This is a genomic window from Oscillospiraceae bacterium (genome assembly GCA_034925865.1).
GTDB lineage: Bacteria > Bacillota > Clostridia > Oscillospirales > SIG627 > SIG704.
In genome coordinates this window covers 94,290-112,725 of the sequence record JAYFRN010000001.1, presented here as the reverse complement: position 1 = coordinate 112,725, position 18,436 = coordinate 94,290, and the positions used below count along the sequence as shown (strand labels likewise).

12 protein-coding genes are annotated in these 18,436 nt (G+C 39.5%); 1 reads left to right on the top strand and 11 read right to left on the bottom strand.

From position 1 onward, the window contains the following. Nucleotides 1-150: 150 nt before the first annotated feature. The 8 genes from VB118_00525 to VB118_00490 form a co-directional block, all read right to left on the bottom strand. A complete protein-coding gene (locus VB118_00525) occupies nucleotides 151-1,776 on the bottom strand; it encodes an AMP-binding protein (protein MEA4831083.1) in 1,626 nt (541 codons plus the stop codon). A 197-nt stretch (nucleotides 1,777-1,973) separates the two neighbouring features. Continuing rightward, nucleotides 1,974-2,993, bottom strand: a complete 1,020-nt coding sequence (locus VB118_00520; GenBank protein MEA4831082.1) for a glycerol-3-phosphate dehydrogenase — start codon at nucleotides 2,991-2,993, stop codon at nucleotides 1,974-1,976. Next, a complete protein-coding gene (locus tag VB118_00515) occupies nucleotides 2,993-4,219 on the bottom strand; it encodes a zinc ribbon domain-containing protein (GenBank protein MEA4831081.1) in 1,227 nt (408 codons plus the stop codon). The genes VB118_00520 and VB118_00515 overlap by 1 nt, the downstream gene beginning before the upstream one ends. 44 nt (nucleotides 4,220-4,263) lie before the next feature. After that, nucleotides 4,264-5,328 carry a Gfo/Idh/MocA family oxidoreductase gene (locus tag VB118_00510; protein MEA4831080.1) on the bottom strand — a complete coding sequence of 355 codons (1,065 nt, stop codon included), beginning with the start codon at nucleotides 5,326-5,328 and terminating at the stop codon, nucleotides 4,264-4,266. Between the two features lie 30 nt (nucleotides 5,329-5,358). Then, a complete protein-coding gene (locus VB118_00505) occupies nucleotides 5,359-6,927 on the bottom strand; it encodes a right-handed parallel beta-helix repeat-containing protein (protein ID MEA4831079.1) in 1,569 nt (522 codons plus the stop codon). 24 nt (nucleotides 6,928-6,951) lie between these two features. Continuing rightward, nucleotides 6,952-8,577, bottom strand: coding sequence for a glycosyl hydrolase family 28-related protein (locus tag VB118_00500; protein MEA4831078.1), 1,626 nt, complete (start codon nucleotides 8,575-8,577; stop codon nucleotides 6,952-6,954). A 28-nt stretch (nucleotides 8,578-8,605) separates the two neighbouring features. Then, the gene (locus VB118_00495) at nucleotides 8,606-10,201 is read right to left on the bottom strand and encodes a glycosyl hydrolase family 28-related protein (GenBank protein MEA4831077.1); all 1,596 of its coding nucleotides are present in this window, start codon (nucleotides 10,199-10,201) and stop codon (nucleotides 8,606-8,608) included. A gap of 35 nt (nucleotides 10,202-10,236) precedes the next feature. Continuing rightward, nucleotides 10,237-10,695, bottom strand: a complete 459-nt coding sequence (locus tag VB118_00490; GenBank protein MEA4831076.1) for a YhcH/YjgK/YiaL family protein — start codon at nucleotides 10,693-10,695, stop codon at nucleotides 10,237-10,239. 282 nt (nucleotides 10,696-10,977) lie between these two features. Between VB118_00490 and VB118_00485 the strand changes: the two genes are divergently transcribed. Beyond that, nucleotides 10,978-12,033 (top strand): ROK family protein, encoded by a 1,056-nt coding sequence (locus VB118_00485; GenBank protein MEA4831075.1) that lies wholly within the window; start codon nucleotides 10,978-10,980, stop codon nucleotides 12,031-12,033. 76 nt (nucleotides 12,034-12,109) lie between these two features. Here the strand turns inward: VB118_00485 and VB118_00480 are convergent, their stop codons facing one another. From VB118_00480 to VB118_00470, 3 genes are all read right to left on the bottom strand, one after another. After that, nucleotides 12,110-13,405: an O-acetylhomoserine aminocarboxypropyltransferase/cysteine synthase family protein gene (locus VB118_00480; GenBank protein ID MEA4831074.1), complete on the bottom strand. Its 1,296-nt coding sequence runs from the start codon at nucleotides 13,403-13,405 to the stop codon at nucleotides 12,110-12,112. Between the two features lie 293 nt (nucleotides 13,406-13,698). Then, on the bottom strand, nucleotides 13,699-15,291 hold the full coding sequence (locus tag VB118_00475; protein ID MEA4831073.1) for a hypothetical protein: 1,593 nt from the start codon (nucleotides 15,289-15,291) through the stop codon (nucleotides 13,699-13,701). A 120-nt stretch (nucleotides 15,292-15,411) separates the two neighbouring features. Beyond that, nucleotides 15,412-18,297: a hypothetical protein gene (locus VB118_00470; protein ID MEA4831072.1), complete on the bottom strand. Its 2,886-nt coding sequence runs from the start codon at nucleotides 18,295-18,297 to the stop codon at nucleotides 15,412-15,414. Nucleotides 18,298-18,436 lie beyond the last annotated feature (139 nt).

The window sequence follows — 18,436 nt, the reverse complement described above, 5'->3', positions numbered from 1 at the left end:
AGGTGACAATGAGTCATTTACTCAGGTTTCATTGCACATATGTCGGAAAATTTTATAGAATGCAAAAAGCGAGCCATATTATTAGCTCGCTTTACTTATATCGTTTTACTGCCGCATAGTCTTTATAGCTACGTTCACAGAATTAATAAGTTATGTCAGATTTGTTCCGCAGCGTCTGATTTTCCGTGTAGTAGTTTTTTCGAGTTCTGTAGACAGAATTTCGATTATTCTGATATGCTTATATCCCGGTAAAGACTTATTAATTTTATCAATAACGGATTTTACAGCTGTCTGGATTTCTTCCTGAGTAGGCAGATGCCCGATAATTTGTATGATATGCTCCAAATTCGGCAATATTTTTACTTTAACGCAAATTTCACCGTTTTTATCAGTACCGGCAAGAACTAATGATTCGCTGATCAATTCATCCTCCTTCAGACGTGTTTCCAGCTCCTCGGGATAAATATTTTTGCCATTACTTGTCACAATGACATTTTTTAAACGTCCCTTGATATACAGAAAACCATCTTCATCCATACACCCAAGGTCTCCCGTATGAAAATACCCGCCCTTCATTGCCTTTGCTGTTGCCGCTTCATCACGATAATAACCAAGCATAATATTATCCCCGCGTGCAACAATTTCACCAACACCTGCACTATTTGGATTTTCAATTTTAATCTCCACACCGGGGATCGCTATACCGGTCGATTTCGGATTAAGATAAAAATCGTTGTTTCCCGCAAGAAGCGGAGAACATTCGGTCAGACCATAGCCCTGTAAAGTGCGAATGCCGAGAGCCAAAAAATCCTCAACAAGAATTGGTGGCAGATCAGCAGCTCCGACAATAAACAGTCTTAATTTTCCGCCAAGTGATTTTTTGACTTTTTGGCATATGATGAGGCGTAATATAAACGGAACTTTTGACAATGCCTCGGCGAAAGAATATTTTTCAAATAGATCACGGTATTTTTCCGGACACTGATTTGCAACAGTTTTTCGTATCCTTTTATTCATCATTTCAAGCAAAGCAGGCACAACCACAAGCACAGTTGGATGATATTCAGATATATTTTGAGGAATTTTTGTCATACCATCAATAAAGGAAATACATGCGCCTCTTGATAATAACAAAAGGCAGTTCAACGTACATTCGTAGGTATGATGCAGGGGAAGAATAGATAATGTCTTGTCATTGGGTTTTATTTTCACCATCCGCGTTGTCGAATAAATATTTGCACATATATTTTTCTGGGACAGACAAACGCCTTTTGAATTTCCAGTTGTACCAGATGTGAAAATCAAGACAGACATTTCATCATTATTTATTTTTATCGAATCAACACGTGTATCTAGCTCCACGGTATTCAGCATTGATGTTATACTTTGTAAAGAAATATAATGTACCGAATCTCCGCAGAGCGGTTTCAGTTTATTTATAATGTCTTCATCCGCAGCAACTGCCGCGCATTCGGCGGAGCAGATAAAGTCATACATATCTTTTGTATTTAATTCTTTATCAAGCGGTACAGCAACACCTATTGTCGCTGCGGTAAGGTAGCTTATTACCCAATTATAGCTATTTTTACCGATGATAGCTATACGCTTTCCCAAAAGACTCATATTTAAAAACGCGGCTGTAGATTTTCTAAATTGAGCTTTCACTTGTGTATAAGTTATATATTTATACGAGTTGTTTTTTAACTTTAATTTAAAAGCTGGACGGTTTGAATATTTTTCAGCGCTGTTATATATTAATTCTTTAAAATTGCACATTTTATTTATATGATATAACTTTTTTTGGAATTTTTCGTACAGTGTTTTTTGTTTCATATATCTTCCTCATTGCTATTACGCTTGGTAAATCTGATTTTTATTATTTGATCTCTACATATTATGTACAATTTAACAACACATATAACATAATTCTCAATGTGTGCATACCAACAACCGAAAGCTGTCTCTTAATGCTCTTATTTAAATTTTTCGAACGGAATGTCAACGTCGGCTCCGTTTTCGATGATATCATATATATGCATTAAAAGAGGAAAACACTCAATATCTGTTCCGGTATCTATCAGCGCGCGGCAACAATTTCTTGTAATGCTTACGGATTCAAGCGTTATACCGCTCAGCTCCTTCATGGCTTCCATAAAGGTCATGCCGCGTCCGAGAAGAGTACCGATTTTTCTTGTACGTCCCCCAAAAATAGTTACGTACAAATCGCCAACTCCGTAAACGAGGCTTTCTTCCCTGCCTCCGACCAATTTGACTATTCTCTTCAACTCGCGGGTACTCTGTAAAAACAACGCGGCCTGAAGGTTATAATGCTCAATGCAGCTTTTTCCTTCAGTTCTTTCGGGCAGTCCTATTCCGAGTGAAACAGCAAGCGCGTAGGCGTTTTTCATGGCAACCGCGCATTCCGTACCGGCGATATCATCAGACAATTCGATATGATAATATTCGGTCTGAAGCATTTTCCGAATATATTCAAGCGTTTTAATACCTTTTCCGCAATAACAGACAATCGTCTGATGTCTGTCGGCAAGCTCATAGCTTGTACAGGGCCCTCCGATTGCGTTGAAAGAACGTCTGTCACTGTAATTTATATTTTTTTCATAATACTCCGGGATAGATATCAGCTTCTTATTTTCATCTTCAATGAGTCCCTTAGTGACGGAAAGCACCGGGATATTTTCAGGCAATATGGGAATAATTGATTTAAGAAACCAATCTACACCGAAGCTTGAAACTCCGGAGATATAAAGATCGGAATTCGGAACAGCATTTTTGATTTCGCTGAAATGATAATATTCTATCCCTTCCGGAAGAAATCGTTTTAAATTTAAGTGATAAGAATCCTTTTTTAATCGTTCAATGATATCATCATCAAGCGGAGTTCCGACAATTTTAACAATATTATTATTATCGCAAGCCGGAATGCTTAACGCGCTTCCCATCATTCCTGCGCCAATTATTGTTATTATTGGCATTAGTATTTTACCTCAGCGGCGCAATTATAACAATATTTCATATTCGGCTTTAAAACTGCGCCACAGTTTTTACATATTATTTCTTCAGCAAGTACTTTTTCCAACGGTTTTTCTTTCAGTGCATCAATATTTACTCCGCATCCGTTGCAGAATTTTGCTCCGGGCTTTAATTCCTTGCCGCACTTCGGGCATTTTATCTCTTCTGATGTCGGTACAGGCGTTATTACTGGCGTCGGAACGGGTATTTTTATATCATTTTCAATTACATTTACAGGTACAGTTTGCATTCCGGGCACGGCCGCATTCAAATGTGCCCCGCATCCGTTGCAGAATTTTGCTCCGGGCTTTAATTCCTTGCCGCACTTCGGGCATTTTATCGTTTCTGATGTCGGTGCGGACGTCATTACCGGCGTCGGAACGGGTATTATGACATCGCTTTCAATTTTAGTTTCGGGTACAGTTTGTATTCCGGGTACAGCCGCATCCAAAAGTGCCCCGCATCCGTTGCAGAATTTTACTCCGGGCTTTAATTCCTTGCCGCACTTCGGGCATTTTATCGCTTCTGATGTCGGTACAGGCGTTATTACCGGCGTCGGAACGGGTATTCTTATATCACTTTCCATTACAGTTGATGAATCTTCCAAGACAATCTCAGGTGTCGTGGCAGACGAATTACTTGACTCTGTCTGTTCAATAATGTCCAGCTCGGGCTTTTTTTTAGAACTCTCAACATATGTAATTTCTCTTGGTTTAAATCCGGATCCATTATCGGCTGCGGCGTTATCCGAAGTTAAATCGTCTTTATTGATTAAGCCAGCTTTTGTTTGAGATGCATCGTTGACCGCCGCGCCGCATATTCCGCAAAATATCGCATCCTGCTTCAAATCGGCTCCGCACATTTTGCATTTTTTTGATTGAGAAACCGATATGCCGATATTGCCGGATACCGGCGACATAACCGTCGCCTTCGTTCCGCATATACTGCAAAACACAGCGCCATCCGGAAGCGGTTTTTTACAATTCATGCAGAAAAGTATTTGCTTTTCTGCTTCGGCAATCTGCACGGCACCGCATTTTGAGCAGAATTTTGAGGATTTCAATATTTTATTACCACATGAAGGGCAATATTTCATTGGAACAACAGGCTCGTTTTTCTGTCCGCATCCGCTGCAGTATATTGTATTGTCCGGAAGTGTTCTTCCGCATTTGCTGCATATTATCGACATATCGTTTCTCCTTACTGTTTATTTAATCTGATTTTTGCTGTATTTTACTTAAGCACGATTTCTTTTCCTGAATCTGACGAGTCATATATTGACTGCATGATTTTAGAGGTTAAGACCGCTTTGTCTATATGAGAAGGAAGCTTTTTGCCAGTTCTTACACAATCAATAAAAGCGTCAATTTCTTTTTGGAACATAGGTTCTGCGGTAAACTCAGGCGTTTCTTCACAGAGCTTTCCGTCTTTTGTACCATAAACGGTGAAATTTCCACCATAATTCAGTCTGATTCCTGCCTTGTCACCAAGAAAATCAATATAAGTTTCTGACTGTCCGATATTCTGTGCCCATGCGCCGTTCAAAGTTATAGTCGGACCCTCTGTTCTTATGAATGCAGTAACGGAATCATCGACATCATATGTCCCGTTTACATTTTTTGTATCCTCTGCCCACATTCCCTCATAAACATAATTTTTCATATCTTTTCCCAGAACGCAAAATGCTTTTCCGGAAACTGTTACAGGATTAGGATCGCCGCAGCAATACATAACTATATCAAGATAATGCACACCCCAGTCGATTAAGGCTCCGCCGCCGGCAATAGCTTTTGTCGTAAATGCTCCGCCGAGTCCCGGAATTGAACGATGAGCACGGAAGGAAACATATATATGATATACATTTCCGAGTTCACCCGCGTTAATTTTATTTTTTATCATATTGACGGCGGTATTAAAACGGTTTACTACGCCGATGTTGAGTATTTTGCCTGTTTCCGCCGTTGTTTTCTGCATTTCAAGAGCTTCTGAATATACCCTTGCGGCAGGCTTTTCACAAAGGACATTTTTTCCGGCTCTGAGACAGTCGCAGGATATTATTGAATGCATGCGGTTGGGTGTACAAACCGAAACAGCTTCTATTTCGTTGTCCTTGAGTATTTCCTTATAATCGGTAATTGCCTTGCCGCATCCATATTTTTCAACAGCGGCTTTGGCTTTTTCCGGAATAATATCGCAGAAATATTTGATTTCTACGTTCTCGTTATTCATATACGAGGGGATATGTGCGCTGTTTGCGATCGTACCGCATCCGATGACTGCAACTTTGACTTTTGACATGTTTTCTCCTTTTCATACGGCTTTCGGATATTATTCCGCTGCGCCGTTGAATATATTATTTTTATTGATAATTACCGACGGAGCTTCCCCGTTTTCAAAGGAAACAAGCTTCATATCGCTCCCCGCCAAGGCAATTATGTTTTCGGTTATGGTTGTCTGAGTTTTCTTGCTTCCTGTCATAGAAATTGCTTCTTGAGCATCTGATTTTTCCGCATATGCAATGTTTTTTGATATTGAAAGCTTTCGCGCCTGGCATAACGTAATCAGAGCCTTTTCAATTGAAAGCAAATGGATTTGATTTGATGATATGCCGATATCGGTTTCGTTGTTTTCGTATCCGTCTTTTTTGAGTGAATCCAGAAATATTGCGGAGGTGCATCTGTCAATTTCTATTTGATTATCCGTGATTTTCAAAGTTGAACAGTCGTTTACAGCTGAAAAAATCCCATATGAACTGCCTTTTTTTAAAGTGATATTTTTAACCGTATTATTCATAATGGAATAGCTGCGCCTGTCGGATGACGTTTCACATTCTGTTCCGCAGCATATTGCGGAAAGAAAATCATAATCTGAAAAGCTGTCGACAGAATCAATCTCCATATCGCTTATCATATTATTTGATATGATTATATTATCGGTATTCTCGCCTTTTGCATATACTCCGTAAAGTGAATTATTACTGATAATATTACCGTCTATTATAACTTGCTTTCCGTTTTTCAGAAAGACCCCCGCGATATAATTCTTGTTTATACGGTTAAAATTGATACGAACGTTTTTTGCATCCGCTGTTTCCGGCGCGTATACTCCGTAGCCGGTACATGATTTTCCGGATTTGTTTTCGTATATATCGCACGCGGTTATGTCAATGCCGTCTGCTTTTCCTATTTCGATTCCCGCTGTATTGTTGTTAAAAAATCTCGAATTTTTTATAGATATTCTCGTCGATTCTGTTTCGGTATCCGAGCCTATTCGGACAGCCGAGGCATTAAAGCCGCTGACAGTCAGATTGTCTAGATAAACATTATCACATTGTCCGAACAAGATACCATATTGTTTTACAGCTGCTACATTTTCGTCATAATCAGTGTGTTTTACAGTAAAATCCTTTAATATGACATTTTTTATTGCGTTTTCAAAACAAAATGCAGAGCACCCGGAAGCTTTGTCATCCTGTTTAGGGTCATATTTGAATTCTATGACCGTTTTTGCTCCGTCGCCTTTTATTATTATATTATCTGTAGATATTTCAATCGGGGATGTCATAATATATGTCCCCTGCTGAAGATAAAGTATTCCTCCGTCTTTCAGAGCCGCAACAGCCAATTTTATAGCTTCGGTATCGTCATTTACTCCGTCACCCTTAGCGCCGAAATTTTTAAGATAAATTATTCCCGTCGCTGCCGGTTCATAATAAGTGCCGGGATCGTAGGGCTTCATTATGTATTTATTACCTTCCGTGTCTTCTATCTGCATTGAACCATCCTCGTTTATTGCCGATATAACAGCAGCTGTTTTTGACCTATTGATACATCCGAACAGTGATATAGCAAACATAAGCGAAAGCAAAGCCGATATAATTCTGATAAATGTTTTCATATTCGCCTTCTCCAGTCCTTTCTTTCAGTTTGCAATGACGCCGTTATAAATATTGTTTTTCATCACGATGGCAGCCATGCCGGACTCTGAGTTCAGGGCATACTCGTTTACAGAGGATTTATCGGTTGATATTATATTATTGCAATAAATCATCTCTCCGTTTGCAGCTCCCGATAAAATGTTTACAGATACGGTATCAGACGTTTTGATTATTTTGATTTGATTCCCGTCAAAAATCAATTTTTTAAAAATGAGGAGCAACCCATTTGATTTTAAGGATTTAACAGTAATCTGATTATCGGAAAAGACAACATTCAACTCGTGGTCTTCAATCTTTGAATCACGATTTATCGAAAAAATGCTGTCAATAACATCACAGTCAATCGTATTTTCTGTAATTTTAATATTGCCCTTTTTATTTGACGCGAAGCAATATAACGGAATTGCTGTTTCGGCAGATCCGACCGAAATATTTCTGATGACATTATTGGAAACTGTAAAATTCTGATATAAGGATGTATCTTCTTCGTCTGCCGCTCCGAATGAAATACCTGTCACTGATCCATATCCCTGCGGAATTGTTTTTGTGTAATTCATATCTGAAATTATATTATTAGTAATAACGACATCAGTCGTATTTTTTCCTTCGGCATATATCCCGCAAAGACGGTTCGCTTTGCAGGTGTTTCCGTCGATCAGGATTTTCGCCCCGGCGTTTACGTCAATGCCTCTGCAATAATTATAATTAATGCTGTTTGATATAACAAGCACATTTTCGGTATTTGCCGCTCTGTCCGCCGCACAACCGCATCCGACTTTTCCGTCGGCTTCACATCCGTTGTATTCCATGGTGTTTGCGGTTATTAATACACCATAAACATTGCTCATCATAAGCCCAGCGTTACGGTTATGATGTAAATAACTGTTCTCGACCGTAATCCTCAAGGCTTTTTCGCCAGAATTGCCTCCCGATAAATCTATACCACAGCTGTTAAACCCGGATATCGCAACATTTGATATATAAAGGTCACTGACCGCGCCTGCATAGATACCGGATATTTTTCCGGAGTATGATTGTCCGGCCTCTCCGAAAAAGTTGCCTTCGTATTTGATCGCCAGATTTTTAATTGTTACAGAATCCGCTCCGTCTTTAATAAGAAAGCATGATATATCTGATTTCAAATCGGTTTGGCTCTGCTCACGCTTGTAAACTATTACGGCGTTTGCGCCTGTCCCGCATACAGTGGTGCTTCCCGGAATGATAATGGGAGCTGTGATGAGATATTTGCCCTCGGGTATATACAGTGTGCCACCGTTTTTAAGAACGGCTATGGCTGCGGAAAAAGCCACGGTGTCGTCTGTTTTTCCGTCTCCGGTTGCGCCGAAGGATTTCACGTTTATACGTTCATCCGGTTCATTATTTTCGCTTATCGCTTTATAAAGATATGTTTTATTGTTATTATCTTTTACGGTTATAATTCCGTTTTCATCAATAGAAATAATATCACCCGCTTTTTCCGGTAATTTGTCGTCCACCGAACATGAAGCCATGCATGCCGCAGTTAACACCGCGATAAGAATAGCCGCCGATTTTTTAATAACCGTGCCGTATTTCATCTGCAGACCTCGCCTTTCTGTGCCACTTGACATATTATGACTTTTCTTACTTCATCAGGTTTTAGTTTTTGATGCTTCCGTTGACAATATTATTTTCAATAATCAGTCCTTTTGTGCCCGAAGTCCTTGTTATACTGTATACAGATGAACTGCTGTTTCCGGTGTCAATGTTATTTCCTGTAAATATTGTGGATGAAAGCGCGTCATTATTTATATATACAACTCTTCCTGTGTTTGGCTTTTTAACGGAAATCTGATTATCGGAAAAAATAAGTGAGTTATATTTCGATATCAATATGGGATCTCCATCGGCTTTTTCAGCATAAAATTGGTTTCCCGATACGTTAAATGAGATATCGCATGAAGAATTAATTGATCCGTCACCGGAAAACCTCACGAAATTCGTGATCTCTGTGCAGTTAAATATGTTATCTTTTATTATTACGCTGCCTTTGTCAAATGAGAAATATCCGCATATCCCGTATGCGCTGCCCTGAACAAGACCATGATTTTCGATAATATTTCCAATAACCTGAAAATCATAGTATACGCCGTCGGTATTCGTCGCTGTCCCTACGTCGATGCCGGATAACCAGGTGTAGGGTTCGCCGATATCAAGCTTTTCACGGCTCATATCGCTTACTATATTGTTTTTTATAACCACATGGTTCGTTTTCGGGCCTTCACAATAAATTCCGTAAAGTCTGTTTCCGCGGCAGGTATTTCCTTCAATGACAATGTTTTCACCCGCATGCAAATCTATTCCCTTGCGGTAATTATAATTACATTGATTGTTTATTACACGCACATTCATCGGATAAGCTCCGCTCGATCCTGCGGAACCGTAACCGGTACCGCCGTCAGGACGGCTTCCGTGATATTCGAGAATGCAATCAGTTATTGTCAGCCCGTTGACATAACCGTACAGCACACCTCCAACACGATTATGGTGAAAATAACAGCCTCTGATAATTATATCATTCGCGGTCTCGTTTGTATCTGTACCGCTGACATATACCGCGCATGAGTTGAATCCGAAAGCTTCGACATTTTCAATAAGTATATCGGACGAGCGGCATATGTTTATGGCATTGATTTTTCCGTCGTATGAATGCCCGAATTCCGGGAAAAACTCGCCGTGATATTCAAGTACGATATCGCGGAAGATGATACTTGAAATGCCCGACACCACGCAGAAAAATGAAGCCGTGTCTGATGTATGAAATGATTTCTGCTCAAAATCGTAAATAAGATGAGTGCTCGGACCAGCTCCGCAAATAGTAATATTCGGACGATATATATAGATTTGCTTCTTAATCTTGTATGTGCCTGAAGGAATATAAACTGTCCCGCCGTTTTTCAATGAAGCGATCGCTTTTGCAATTGCCTTCATGTTATCGGCGTTTTCATCTTCCGACAGCCCGAAATCCGCGGCGTTCGCAAAGCTGTCTGACGAACTTTTTTCGTTTATTTCAGATTCTTTTATTATATTAACCCTCACTTCGCTCTTATTGATATTGTTTGTAATCACAGCTGTTTTTTTATCAGCGCTAATTTTTGAAAAATACAGGTTTTTGTTGGCAGAGCAAGAAAAAAGCGAAAATACCATGGAAGAACATATAAAAAGCGCTATCAATCTTTCCTTTAAACCAGCCATACCGTCATTGCCTTTCGTTATTAAAATTAAACCTTTTATAATCTAACCTTGAAAACAGCTTTTTGAATTTCACCGTCAAAACCGCAGTTTATTAGCGGAGCATGCGCGTCTTCCGGCATACAAACGAGATAATCGCCGGCCTTTAATTTTACTTTTTCTGATGCGGTTCCGGCAAATAATGCATAATCGCCCGCTATATCGTATTCAGTTTTTTTCACCAGTTTATCGGTCTTTGATAAATAAATAAATTCTTCCCCGCGGAGCATCACATGAATATCGGCGTATTCTTTATGAGCTTCGAATTCGACTTCATTTTCCTGGAGAGCCGAAGCGTATGCCGATATATAATTAAAAAATACCTCGTCATTTTCTGTGGTGTTCTTTCCGGGCAAAGCTTTTCCGAAGTCGGTTTTACGTATTATCAAAATGGCATTATTTATTTTTTCATTTGCGGATTTATTGAATACCTGTTCGTTTATATTACCAATTATCATTTTTATATCTCTCATAATCATATAAAATCTTTTTCTTTAATTGAATTTTTTATTGACATACGATTTTAATCAATTATAATATTATTAGGCGGCAATATGATAATTACCGCTTTTTGAGCGAAAAGGTATGCTGGCTTTTTCTCTTATTTGACAATGATTATTTATTAATTCGGAATTTAATAGTACTCGCTTAAAGAGAGAAAAGGCTCTGACATATGGCTTTTCTCACTTGTAAAACAAGACTTATCTAAATGCTGTTTAATGACACAAGGGAGTGATTGCTTGAACAATACAGATCAATATATGCCTGACACCGCAAAATATAATCATCTCGGCCAAATTTTCAATCTCATACGCTCACAGGCACCTATTACACGCGCCAGGTTATCAGAAATAACCGGTATAAATCTTATGAGCGTCGGAAAAAATGTAGATACTCTCCTGGAGAGAAAGCTGATCGTTCAAAAGCGACAATCTTCTGCGGGAATCGGTCGAAGAGCGGGAATCCTCGAAATCAATTCCGCAATGAGCTTTGCGGTTATTGATCTTACATCATATAATTTCGCGTTATATATTTATGACATAAATTTTAAACAGGCAGAAAAAATGCTTCATAAATATGACCCCGTCAAAGATTTCAACTCAAATCTCCGAAAATTTTTATCTGATTGCGCAAATTTTATTGAGCACACCGGCGAAAGCCGATTAATAATCAGCATTGGTGTTTCTGTCCCAGGTCCTTACGATTCATCAAGCGATACAATTATAAACAAACGCATGCCGGAGCTGAATGAGATAATGATCGTGAGAATAATCGAGTTTACGGTAGGCAGAAAAGTATCGTATATCGATGAAAACGTAAAACAATCCATATATGCGCACATGCACACAATTCCGGATTATGATAAAAAAAGCATGGTGTACCTTCACATCGGCGACGGAATCGGCGGAGCGCTTACTTATAACGGAGAGATACTCAGAGGTCACGAAAAATTTGCGGGCGATATGGGTCAGCTTATATTCACGAGCGATGGGAAAACACTTGAACAAATTCTTAAATATTCGACAGATACTTCGGAAATACAAGCGGCTCTGAACAAGTTTGTCTACAATGCCATGTGGTTTTTCGATCCCGATACAATAATCATCGAATACAACCGCGAATCCAATCCCCTTATAACCAAAGAAATGTTTTCACAGCTTAATACGGAAGCTATGTTTCTTCCTCTTAAACGGAAGATGCCTGAATTTATAATCACCGACAGTATAAAAAAGGCTCATCTCGGAATCGGAATACTTGTAAGGGATAATCTGTTGAACATATCCTGCGACGATTAAAATCATATAATCTGGATACGTAAACTTATAGAATGTACTTTATCAAGACAGGCAAAAGCCTGTCTTGATTATTTCATTATATTTTATCGAGAGCCTGTCTGATATCTTCTATAATATCGTCAGAATGCTCAATACCTACCGAGAACCTTATCATGCCGCTCGTAATTCCGCATGCGACAAGCTGTTCATCTGTTAACTGACGATGTGTCGTGCTCGCGGGATGAAGTACGCTGGTTCTGCTGTCGGCGACATGAACAACTATAGCGGCAAGCTTAAGCGAATCCATGAATTTAACCGCGGCCGGTCTGCCGCCTTTAACTTCAAACGAAATTACTCCGCATGATCCGATGAATTTTCCGTCCTCATTATGAAGATATTTGACGGCAAGCGCATGGTTGGGATCAGATTCAAGACCCGGATATATGACGCGTGATATTTTATCTGTTCTATTTGAAAGATATTGAGCAACCTTCATCGCGTTTGAACAATGGCGCTCCATACGGAGAGGAAGTGTTTCAAGCCCCATATTGACAAGGTATGAATTGAAAGGCGATGCGGTAGAGCCCAGATCACGCATAAGCAGCGTACGGGCTTTTGCGATAAAGGCGGCGTTGCCGAATTGTTCGGCGAATACAACGCCGTGATATGATTCGTTCGGACAGGTGAATTCCGGAAATTTTCCGTTTTTATAATCAAAGCGGCCGCTGTCAATAATTACTCCGCCTATTTGGGAAGCATGACCGTCCATATATTTTGTCGTAGAATGCACTATTATATCACATCCGTATTCAAACGGACGGCAAAGATACGGGGTCGCAAAAGTATTGTCTACGCAGAGCGGAATCCGGTTTTTATGCGCAAGAAGAACAAATCTCTCGATATCATATATTTCGAGAGCGGGATTCGCTATTGTTTCTCCGTATACCAAACGCGTATTTTCGTCAATTCTTGCTTGTATTTGTTCATCTGTTTCGTTTTGATTGAAATACCGGACTTCAATGCCCATGCGGTTCAATTCCGCTGACATGAGAGTAATTGTGCCGCCGTAAATTGCCGATGAAGCGAGAAAATTCTGTCCGTTTTTGCAGAGATTTAAAATCGTTATAAGAATGGCGGCCTGTCCGGAGCTAGTCAATAATGCACCTACACCGCCCTCCAGAGCATTTATTTTTCCTTCCACACATTCATTTGTCGGATTTGATATTCTGGAGTACATATGACCCGGTTCGGCAAGGTCGAAAAGCTTTCCGAGATGATCCGAAGAATCATATTTGTATGTAGTAGATTGAAATAACGGCATAACGCGCGGTTCGCCGTTTTTCGGCTTATAGCCTTCCTGAATGCATTTTGTACTGATATGGTATGAATTCATCTATATATATGCCTTTTGCCTTTCATTATTTCCGGGCTTTCAGCGGCTGACACGTTATATGACATCCAGCAGACGAAAATGTCCGAAAAATCAAATATTCGATTCATTATATCATATTGTAAAATCGAATACAAGACTTTTGTTTGCAATATCATATCGACCTGGAAGTCTGTATGTCCAGACAATATGACTCTTAATTTATGAGAAAAGCTCATATACCAAAGTTTTTCTTATATTAAGCGATTACTTATTTCTTCTTCAATAATTCAGCGCCGGGATACCGGCGCCGCAATTTATATTTTTTCTATTGTCTTATCAGCTTCAAGATGTGAGTATTCAAATTCATGCCATTTTATGATTTCCGTTTTATTGTTAAGATACCCATATTTAGGAGATATTCCTCCTACCTCGCTCTGAGAGATGCCGTTGAAAATATATATCCCGTCCGCTCCGCCCATATAACCTTCATAACCTCTTATGAGAAATTGCAGAGTGGTGACATATGTATTATCCGGCTTCCAAAGACCTTTTTTCAAAAGCGCTTCCTGCTCTTTTGTCATATCATCGCCCGAAAGATCAGCGGTTATTCCGAGATAATACTCTATTCCCGCCTCCTTGCATAAAGCAACATATTTTGAAAAATCATAAAAATTTTCATAGCTTTGAACGTTTGTTATAAGGCGATCGACAAGGCCGAGCTTTATCCACGTTTTATAATCAATGCCATAGCTTTCCGCTTTCTCTTCTGACGGAACAATAATCCTAATCGCAAGCTTTTTATCCTTCGGTAATTCACTGCGCAATTCACGCATGAATCCGAGGGCAATACGCTTTCTTTCCTCTATATCTTCGAGCTCTTTTCCGAATATATACGGATATCGGGTAAAATCAAGTATGATTCCCTTTGCCGCCGGCACTGATGCAATTTCAAGCAGAAGCTCTTTAATATACTGTCTGTATTCCGGATGTATAAAGCTCATTTCGTATGAATCAGGCTGTCTCCATTCCGGATGCAGATAATACAGCGTTCCGTTTAAAAACCCGTATGTATGTGAATAATATGCGGACATGCGAAGTGACACAAAAAGCTCCGCACCGATCCCGGATGCATATTCGGCAAGAATGGCATGAGGTGCGCCTTCGCATTTTGATATGGATCTTATATGTTCAAAGGCCAGCTTGTCCCCGTCTCTGGTCCCTTTCTCAAAATCAATCGGCTTTGCGTCCGGTCCGCAAACCTCAAACTGATCCTTCGGCCGATTTTCTTTCGGAACACCCAGTCTGTCATATTCTGTGTCTATATACTTCTGAGTGACGCCGCTCATAAAGTTTTGCTGAGCAGTGACAAGAGTGTTGAAATTAAACTGTTTTATCCCTGCGGCATCGTAATATTTTTTTACCACTTTATTGCAAAGACTTTCACCGTCCGGAAACGAGCCGGCAAAAAAATCGGAATAACCGTCATTGTCAATCATAAGATTTGCTTTATCTTCAGATGAATTCCAAATCGCGAGCTTTTCCGCGTCTATCGGTTCAAAACGCAGAAAAACGATATATGCCTTTTCTTCAGAGCAGACGGTGATTTTATTTTCGTCAAATTCTCCGGCGAAGCAAAACAGCTCCTTATATGCAGTTTGATCCTCATCAAGATAAGAAACAAATACTTTTTTGCCGCAAACCGAAAAACTCTTTGTTCCGGAAATAACACCCGCGTACAGCGCGAACGCGCCTTTTACGGGAATATCCAAAACGCATGAAACGCTGCCGCTTATAACCGTATATTCATGTATTTTATCTGAATCGGCTATTTTAAAACTTACTTTTTCTTTTTTACCTTCGCCGGCAAAATCATTTATTGTTATATTATCATTTGTATTGTTGATCATCTTAATCGCATACCTTTCTAAAGCGAACGGATTCATACGCATTTTGCTCCGCAATATTACTAACTCGATATGAATCCGTTTCATTATGAATCCGTTTCATTGTTACATAGATTTTTATGCTTATGCTTTCTTTTTCTTTGTTATGATTATTATTACAGCCGCGGCTATTATCACCGCCGCCGCACCCGCAATTATCCATATTACATTATTTGCCGGAGCATTATTATCTGTTTTGTTACCGTCGGCTTTTACTTCCTGGGCAACATAATCCTTATATTCATCCGGAGTTGTTTTTGAAATATTAAGAATTGAATGTTCAAAATACGCCGGATACTCGAATTCATGCCACTTTATTATTTCCGTCTTGTTGTTTATATATGAATATTTCGGGTCGATTCCGCCGACCTCATCGCAGGAAATGCCGTTGAAAATGAATATACCGTCGGCTCCGCCCATATAGCCATCATAAGCACGAAGCAGATATGACGTTGTAGTCATATACTGGTTCGTTGATTTCCATAAACCAAGCTTTGCAAGAGCCTCCTGCTCCTTGGTCATATCTGAACCGGACAGATCGGCTGTTATGCCAAGATAATATTCGCAGTCATAATTTTCACACAACTGAACAAATTCCTTGAATGAATAGAAGCTTTCATAGCTTTGCTCGGTTGTTATGAGCCTGTCAATATAACCCTGCTTTACCCATGTGACATAATCAAGGCCGTATGCAGTCGCTCTTTCCGATGTGGGAACGAGCACGCGTACATTAATCTTTTTGCCTTCAGGCATATCCTCGTTCAGCTTCTTCATGAAGTCGTTCATGATAGACGTTCTTTCCTTCACGTCGCTCAATTCATTTCCGAACACATAAGGATACCTTCCGAAATCAAGTGTGACACCGGCGACATCATTGTCAGAGGCCATTTCAATAAGGATATCGTGAATATATTCGCGGTATTTTTCATTCTTAAAGCTCAATGGAACGGCTCCTGATTGTTTCCATTCCGGATACAGATAATAAAGCGAACCGTCAAGATAACCGTTTGTTTCATCGTAAAAAGCTGCCATTCTCAAAGAGGCATACACTTCTCCGAAATTATTTTCTTTTGCGTATGCGGCGAGTATTTCATGCGGGAAACCAGTTTCATTAATTTTTCTTATCTGCTCAAAAGCAAGCTTATCTCCGTCGCGCATTGCAGATTCGAAATTACACTTTACTCCGCTCTTATTAACATTGTCAAGAAAATCAAAAGGCCATTTCGATTTGTCAATTCCAAGCTCGGTCAGTCTTTCCTCGACATATTTTTTATATACATCGCTGTTATAATTCAATCTTGACGTAACAAGTGTACACCAGTTGAACTGTCTTATTTTTGCCGTCGTCGCCAATTCTCCGATAACTCTTTGGTTCATAAGATCAACTGTAGGATATCTGCCGCTGAAAAACGCCGAGAATCCGTCGTCGTCTATCATCAGCTTTGCAGATTCGTCAACGGCGGTATATTCCGCAAATTTTTCATCTGATAAGGAAACGAATTTTATATATGCTATTTTAACATCGTTTCCTTTGGTATTTGACAACTTAATATAGCTGTCAAGATAATTATCCGTATTTGTAAAATCACCGGCTATGGCGAATTTTTCGTATATATCCGTTCCGATATCGGATGTATAGGTAATGAACACATCTTTACCGTTGACATTAAAGGATTTTGCCCCCTTGACATAGCCGATATATACCGCAAATTTTCCCTTTAGTTTTACTGGTATTATAACTGTATTTATTTCGGATGAACCGGAGCACTGGAGATATGATCCGTTTTTCCCTGTGGCGTCGTCGACTGTGTAACCGACTTTCCACTTTGAACCCTCAGGGATAAAGGTTTTATATAAATTATTAAAGTAATACGCTTTGTCAGGAACCGAGTCGTCTATTTCCTGATGAGCGTCCGCATCCATAATATCCGAATATATATATGTTATAAATGAATAATCCACCGCCATCGCTTCCGCATCTTTCATTGAGACGGTAACATCACAAAGACCGGTAAACGGAATGTTTTCAAATGTATAGCTTGATTTTACATCGGTCGGCTTGTATGAAGCGGTTACGACATTTTTCTTGTCAGACTTGCTTCTGATTGTAATACCTATTTCTGAAGTTTCCGCGACAGTATTCACGGAAGTCATTAAAGTATATGATTTTGCGGAGGAGTTATCGGCCTCTTTAACATCACTTATAAGCAGATTGTCAAATTCAATTCCTTCCGTGAGTTTTATATTGTCAATAACAATACGGTTGGCACCGCTTCCGATATTGTATGTGGAATTGCAGATGTTCATATAAGGTTTATCCGCGTTTATGTTCAGCGATATATCTGTAAAGTACGCCTGCAGCTGATTGTCTATGTATATTTTTATGCGGCTTTCTCCGTCAAACACGATTTTCCATGTATGAAAATTTCCGTCTGTAGGAACAGTTATTTCATTCTTCATAGCTCCTGAAGAATCACGTACCGATTTCATAACAGTAACCGATGCGTTTTTTCCGTTGGAATCAGCTTCAGTCATTTTATTGAAGGCAATGTATATATTTCTGCTGCCGGGTACCTGCGCGTCGATGCAAAAGCCTCTCCAGGCATCATTTGCGGCGGGAGTCATCAGCCCTTCCACATTCATTACCATTTCGAGGCAGAAGGATTTTTCGGTCATTGAAAGAGGATAGTAAAGAGCGGCCTGTCCTTCCGCTTTGCCATCGCATCCTAATAAAACCGTCCCCGCGGCAACATTTTCTTTTTCGCCGGTTTTTGAATCCAGAATATAATATCCCGGATATGTGTTCCCGTTTACAGTGAACGGCGAACCGGTTAAAGAATCGCAGTTGAAGTCAAACAGTACTTTTTCTTTGGATGCGGTGTCTTCAGCAAGTACATTATTCACAAAAGAAGACATGATTGACAATATCATGGCTACCGTTGTAAGAATGCATAAAATCTTTTTTTTCATAAAGAGTTGTCCTTTCCAAAAGCCATTTAAATTTACTTTATAATTTTAATACGTTTTAATATGACATTTGTTAATACATTGTTAATTTTAGAGCCTTGCATCGACTGTATTTTAATCCTAATAGGCCTTTTTTACTTAA

Excerpts from the sequence above, each read along its gene's own strand:
- VB118_00525 (MEA4831083.1), bottom strand. The coding sequence starts at position 1,776 with ATGTGCAATTTTAAAGAATTAATATATAACAGCGCTGAAAAATATTCA.
- VB118_00520 (MEA4831082.1), bottom strand. The coding sequence starts at position 2,993 with ATGCCAATAATAACAATAATTGGCGCAGGAATGATGGGAAGCGCGTTA.
- VB118_00515 (MEA4831081.1), bottom strand. The coding sequence starts at position 4,219 with ATGTCGATAATATGCAGCAAATGCGGAAGAACACTTCCGGACAATACA.
- VB118_00510 (MEA4831080.1), bottom strand. The coding sequence starts at position 5,328 with ATGTCAAAAGTCAAAGTTGCAGTCATCGGATGCGGTACGATCGCAAAC.
- VB118_00505 (MEA4831079.1), bottom strand. The coding sequence starts at position 6,927 with ATGAAAACATTTATCAGAATTATATCGGCTTTGCTTTCGCTTATGTTT.
- VB118_00500 (MEA4831078.1), bottom strand. The coding sequence starts at position 8,577 with ATGTCAAGTGGCACAGAAAGGCGAGGTCTGCAGATGAAATACGGCACG.
- VB118_00495 (MEA4831077.1), bottom strand. The coding sequence starts at position 10,201 with ATGGCTGGTTTAAAGGAAAGATTGATAGCGCTTTTTATATGTTCTTCC.
- VB118_00490 (MEA4831076.1), bottom strand. The coding sequence starts at position 10,695 with ATGATAATTGGTAATATAAACGAACAGGTATTCAATAAATCCGCAAAT.
- VB118_00480 (MEA4831074.1), bottom strand. The coding sequence starts at position 13,405 with ATGAATTCATACCATATCAGTACAAAATGCATTCAGGAAGGCTATAAG.
- VB118_00475 (MEA4831073.1), bottom strand. The coding sequence starts at position 15,291 with ATGATCAACAATACAAATGATAATATAACAATAAATGATTTTGCCGGC.
- VB118_00470 (MEA4831072.1), bottom strand. The coding sequence starts at position 18,297 with ATGAAAAAAAAGATTTTATGCATTCTTACAACGGTAGCCATGATATTG.